Source organism: Chitinimonas sp. BJB300 (genome assembly GCF_002735695.1).
Lineage (GTDB): Bacteria > Pseudomonadota > Gammaproteobacteria > Burkholderiales > Chitinimonadaceae > Chitinimonas.
Window position 1 is genome coordinate 1 of sequence record NZ_PDZH01000203.1, and the last position, 4,777, is coordinate 4,777.

At 50.2% G+C, this 4,777-nt stretch carries 3 protein-coding genes and 2 pseudogenes; 3 read left to right on the forward strand and 2 right to left on the reverse strand.

Annotated features, from left to right (window positions below):
- Positions 1-306 precede the first annotated feature (306 nt).
- Positions 307-1,200 carry a lipase family protein gene (locus CSQ89_RS20010; protein ID WP_099407780.1) on the forward strand — a complete coding sequence of 298 codons (894 nt, stop codon included), beginning with the start codon at positions 307-309 and terminating at the stop codon, positions 1,198-1,200.
- 154 nt (positions 1,201-1,354) lie between these two features.
- Here the strand turns inward: CSQ89_RS20010 and CSQ89_RS20015 are convergent, their stop codons facing one another.
- Positions 1,355-1,780 carry an Hsp20/alpha crystallin family protein gene (locus tag CSQ89_RS20015; protein ID WP_099407781.1) on the reverse strand — a complete coding sequence of 142 codons (426 nt, stop codon included), beginning with the start codon at positions 1,778-1,780 and terminating at the stop codon, positions 1,355-1,357.
- Positions 1,781-2,147: 367 nt separating this feature from the next.
- Here CSQ89_RS20015 and CSQ89_RS20020 point away from each other — a divergent pair.
- Together CSQ89_RS20020 and CSQ89_RS20025 are read left to right on the forward strand one after the other, a co-directional pair.
- Positions 2,148-2,918, forward strand: a pseudogene (locus CSQ89_RS20020) (IS5 family transposase); the annotation flags it as partial.
- Positions 2,919-3,108: 190 nt separating this feature from the next.
- Positions 3,109-3,924, forward strand: a complete 816-nt coding sequence (locus tag CSQ89_RS20025) for a substrate-binding periplasmic protein (RefSeq protein WP_099407782.1) — start codon at positions 3,109-3,111, stop codon at positions 3,922-3,924.
- A 167-nt stretch (positions 3,925-4,091) separates the two neighbouring features.
- Here CSQ89_RS20025 and CSQ89_RS20030 read toward each other — a convergent pair.
- Positions 4,092-4,592 (reverse strand): annotated as a pseudogene (locus CSQ89_RS20030) (IS3 family transposase); the annotation flags it as partial.
- Positions 4,593-4,777 lie beyond the last annotated feature (185 nt).

The following is a 4,777-nucleotide window of genomic DNA, read 5'->3' on the forward strand; positions in this document are numbered from 1 at the left end:
AGTCGTGCCGCTAAGGATTGGAAGACGGCGATGAACCAATTCGCTATTCTTTACGCGGACCGGTTTATTCGGCCATCCGTGTGAATCTCAAACCCGCCCTGAACACGGAAATCCTGACACCCCCGGCAAATCTGATGGGACGCAAGAGGAACCAGTCTATTTTGCAAACGTCCACTCAAATGTAGATGCAGCTTTCAGACTTAAAAGGTTTGGTCCGTCATGACAACTTCTTCTCCGTAAATTAATCACGGGATGGCTTGCTCAACTCGTTGATTGCCGTGCGATGTATTTTAGAACGGAAATGCCATGGACTTGGATAAGAGGAAGGCAGCTAAGCTAGCAAATTTCATCAAATTTGCCTACCACATGTATTCGGTCGGTGGGCTAACGCCTCCAGCTGACCCTGGTATAGCTGCTACAGGTTACGAGCTGGTCTATTACCTCAATGCTTCGGATTTCGAAATCGAATCGTTTTATGGGTACATTGCCCGTTCGAAGTTCAACCCAGGTGATCTCGTGCTGGTTATTCGAGGTACAGAAGATACAGCCGAATGGATACTCGACTTTCTCGCCATCCCTATCCCTTTTACACCCAGCCCAAGTGCGGGCCATGTCGCCTTGGGCTTTCTTAGGATCTATGACAGCTTCAAGTTGATTGATACGACAGGTGTCTCATTTCGAATTAAGCAAGCCATTGCCCAGCTTGTATCCACCTCACCGATCACAAGCTTTACTGTACTTGGACACAGCTTGGGTGCAGCGCTAGCAACACTAGCAGCAGCAGACTTGGCAATGAACAAAGTCTGCTGCCTACAGGACGTGCTTACCCTTTGTACGTTTGCCTCGCCTCGCGTGGGCCTTCTAGATTTTGCAGCATCCTTCAATAACGCCGTCAAAACCAGCTACCGTATCTGGAATACATTGGATATCGTGCCTGCAGTGCCGCCTCACCCTTACCTACACGTAAGCGGTAACGGCAGTGCTATTGTTCAAAGCCAGCAACAGCTTGCAACACTTGCCTTTACGGTAGATTGTGAACATGCGTTGAATTCATACCAATGGATGCTTGATGAAGCAGTATTTTCACTGAATCCGGCTTGCACCAAGACTGCCCACCTTGCTCTCACCGCTAGCGCGCCACAAACAGTCTTAACTGCTTCAGCGACTGTATCCTACAGAGCCATCCACGGACACCTTTAAATAGCCAAGCACGAGTAAACAAACTATCGAATATAAAAATAAGGCCACTGCGCTACCGCACAATCAGTGTGCTTTATCAGTTTCTATTGCAATAAGCCCGTTCAGGTGTAGAAGTGCAGGTAAGTTGATAATTTGGCTGCAGAGCGAAAAATGACTAGCTAATCATTACTTTGTGATTACTGGAGCCAGGTTGTTTCTTGGGCAGGGTCAGCATAAGCAATCCATTCTCGAATCGTGCATTCGCCTCTGTATTGGATACCTCAGCAGGTAGATGAAAACTGCGTGATACCAAACCAGAATAGCGTTCCATTCGTAATAAGCGCTCATCCTTGTATTGACTGTCTATCTGCTTTATTTCTGCGCTTAAGGTGACCAACGTGCCTTCCACCTCTATGCTGATGTCCTCTTTGGCCACGCCAGGTAACTCAGCTTGCACCTCGAACCGATCCTCCAACTCTCTCACATCTAACTTGATCTGGGCCGGTAAAGGATCCCCATTCAAGGGTCTAATAAAGAAACCAGGGGAAAAATCTTGGAATAGGTCATCAAATAAAGTACGTGGGGCCGGTAACAAGCTCATTTCCATTCTCCTTGGAGCCTCTATTGTCAATCCACGATATGCCTCGCACATAAAGTAATGTGAAGACAATGAAGGGCTGACTAAGTTGACAGTGATACTCTACATTAGAGAATAATTACTCAGTATGGTTCAATGACAATCTTCCGAAACTACTGCCAATAGTTGTACGAATGTGTATTCGACATTGACTAGGTCAGTAATTGGTCTTGTACCCCCGTCGGCATGGTTGAACGATAGGAGCTGGATGAATCGAGAGACTCACGTCCGGTTGCGTGAAAACCTGAGAGCGTGTTTTAAAAGTCTCAAACCGTTCCCATGTATTGGATTTTGACATGGCTAAAAAAGTAGCGGCAGGAGAAAGCGGCATTACCCGACCGATTTAAGCGACAAGACGTGGGAACAGATTAAATCCTTACTGCCAGAAGCGCAAAAAGGCGGCCGTCCGCGGCAAGTGAATCTGCGGCAGGTGGTGAATGCGCACTTGTATATCACGCGAGCGGGTTGTGCCTGGCGGCTATTGCCGCACGACGGCTTTCCCGCCTGGCAAACCGCGTATGGCTATTTTCGGGCTTGGAGCCGAGCTGGCGTCTGGCAACGGATTCACGACACCTTTCGCGCGCAGGTACGGCGTCGGGCCGGGCGTCACAAGCATCCTACAGCGGGGTGTATCGACAGCCAGAGCGTGAAAACCAGCGCCTCGGCAGGCGTCAAAGGATACGACGCTGGCAAGAAAATTCAAGGACGCAAACGTCACATCTTGGTCGACACCATGGGACTGATAATGGCGGTGCTGGTGACGTCGGCCAGCGTACAGGATCGCGATGGTGCGAAGTGGTTGTTGCAAACATTGACGGGGAGTTGCAAAAAGCTGCGCCGTGTCTGGGTCGATGGTGGCTATCGAGGAGCATTGCTGGAATGGGTCGCTCAGCGCTTTCGCTTCGTTTTCGATGTCGTCCTGCGCGCAGACCATGCCAAGGACTTCGTGCTTTTGCCTCGCAGATGGGTCGTCGAACGTACCTTCGCTTGGCTATATCGGTATCGCTGACTTTCCAATGACTATGTATGCCTCACCCTATCCAGCGAAACATTTATTCATATCGCCATGATCAATTTGATGCTCAACAGATTGGAAAAATAACTTTTAAAACAATCCCTTAAACCCTGAGTGAGGTGCTGCGTGGGTAAAAAAAGCGTGTTCCGCTAAACCATTTCACTCCAAGATAGGACAAATACAGACATTTCGTGCACGGTAAACCATTCTTTCACACATTGATGGGCTCCTTGCCTGCGGTTTATCGTTTCAGTTTAAACAAATAATTGCTTGTTCCATGAAGTCGTCCTGCCTGTTTCTCTTCTTTGCAATACTGTTGAATTTACCTGCCCAGGCGACTACCCCCATTGAACCCACAACGGTGCCATTATTCATGGACCAACTACGCAATGCACAGGGCACTCCCTTGCCACCCGACCCAAAGCAACAAAAAATAATCGAATTGATTGGAAGGGAAGCTGGACTACGGTTTGAGATCAAGACCTATCCCTGGCGGCGTGCGTTAAAGTTAGCGGAGCGAGGAGAGGGCTTGCTGTGGGAGGTGGTTCCCACCCCGGACCGGGCTCGGCTTTTGGCATTTTCTGCACCCATTATCCAATCGAAAGTCTGGATGGTAGTACCGGCAGACAAGGTGTTTCCTTACGCTGGCGTCCATAGCCTGCTTGACAAGACGGTTGGCATCAATGGCGGGGTGTATTACGGAAAAGTCTTTATCGCCAACCGGGATAGATTATTCAAAGTAGAAGAAGAAGCCAGTTCACGGGCAGCACGTTTGGCCATGCTGGCGCGCGGACGGGTAGACGTTGTCCTGTTTATCAGCTTTTACGACACGGCCACCGAATTCGCAGCCCAGATAAATGACCGCTTTGGCCACCTCGGCCATTGGGCCGTTCTGCCTCAACCGTTGTCCACCGACTGGGCGCATATTGGCGCAGCACGTAAATACCCCATCAGCCAGTACCTACCGATCATCAATCGGGCGATTGCTAACCTACAGCAGCGAGGGGAGATACACACGCTATTTAACCGTCACGACTCACCTTCGCGACGTCAGTCAGGCTCACTTACAAAGAACAGAGCAGCACAAAGCTGACAGTCGCAAAACGCGCCAACACCCCTTGGGCAGCTCAATCACATAGGAGAGAGGGAGTCATCGCTAACTCTTCTTTGGATAACAATTTCGTCCAAGGGATACGCTTGGGGTGTCAAACAGCGCCCAATAGTTACCAGGTGGGGGTGCGGCAGAAAACTTGGACTAATTTATGTTGCGATTCCCAAATGGCGCCGGTATTGGACAGGGCTCATAGCCCCCAGTGATAACTTGATGCGCCGCTCGTTATACCACCGGATGTACGAGTCTAATTCGTGCATGAATCGCTCTACCGTCTTGCCAACCCAGTCACGGCAATAGTACATCTCATTTTTCAGACGCCCGAAGAATCCCTCGCAGGCCGCATTATCCGGCGAACACCCTTTGCGTGACATCCAACGAATCAGCTTTGCATCGTGTATCCGCGATAGCCATCCAGGCCATCGGTAGTGAGCGCCACGATCTGAGTGGACCACAGGTCGATCGCTGCTGTTGGCTACCGTCTCAATGGCAGCGTCCAGCATCGTATTGACCAGCTCAGCGTCAGGATGCGCACCGATTGACCAGCTGATAACCAAACCTTCGAAGCAGTCGATCATAGGAGACAGATACACCTTGCCAGCAGGGAGCTGGAACTCCGTGATGTCAGTGAGCCATTTCTCGTTTGGGGCGGTTCACTTCCCGAGTTTTATATAGAGCCGAACTGCACGGATGCGGTCTTTGTATGAGGTAAGCAATGGGATGGACCCCTCCTCACCTAAGCGGCATCTAGGTGCCAGACTGGTAGTTCCGACCACCAGTCAACGGTAAAGAGGAGTCCACCATGAAGAGTATTCGAGTTGGCGTCGATTTGGCA

What these genes read in the sequence shown, in the direction of transcription:
- CSQ89_RS20010 (WP_099407780.1), top strand. Translation starts at nt 307, where the DNA reads ATGGACTTGGATAAGAGGAAGGCAGCTAAGCTAGCAAATTTCATCAAA.
- CSQ89_RS20015 (WP_099407781.1), bottom strand. Translation starts at nt 1,780, where the DNA reads ATGAGCTTGTTACCGGCCCCACGTACTTTATTTGATGACCTATTCCAA.
- CSQ89_RS20025 (WP_099407782.1), top strand. Translation starts at nt 3,109, where the DNA reads ATGAAGTCGTCCTGCCTGTTTCTCTTCTTTGCAATACTGTTGAATTTA.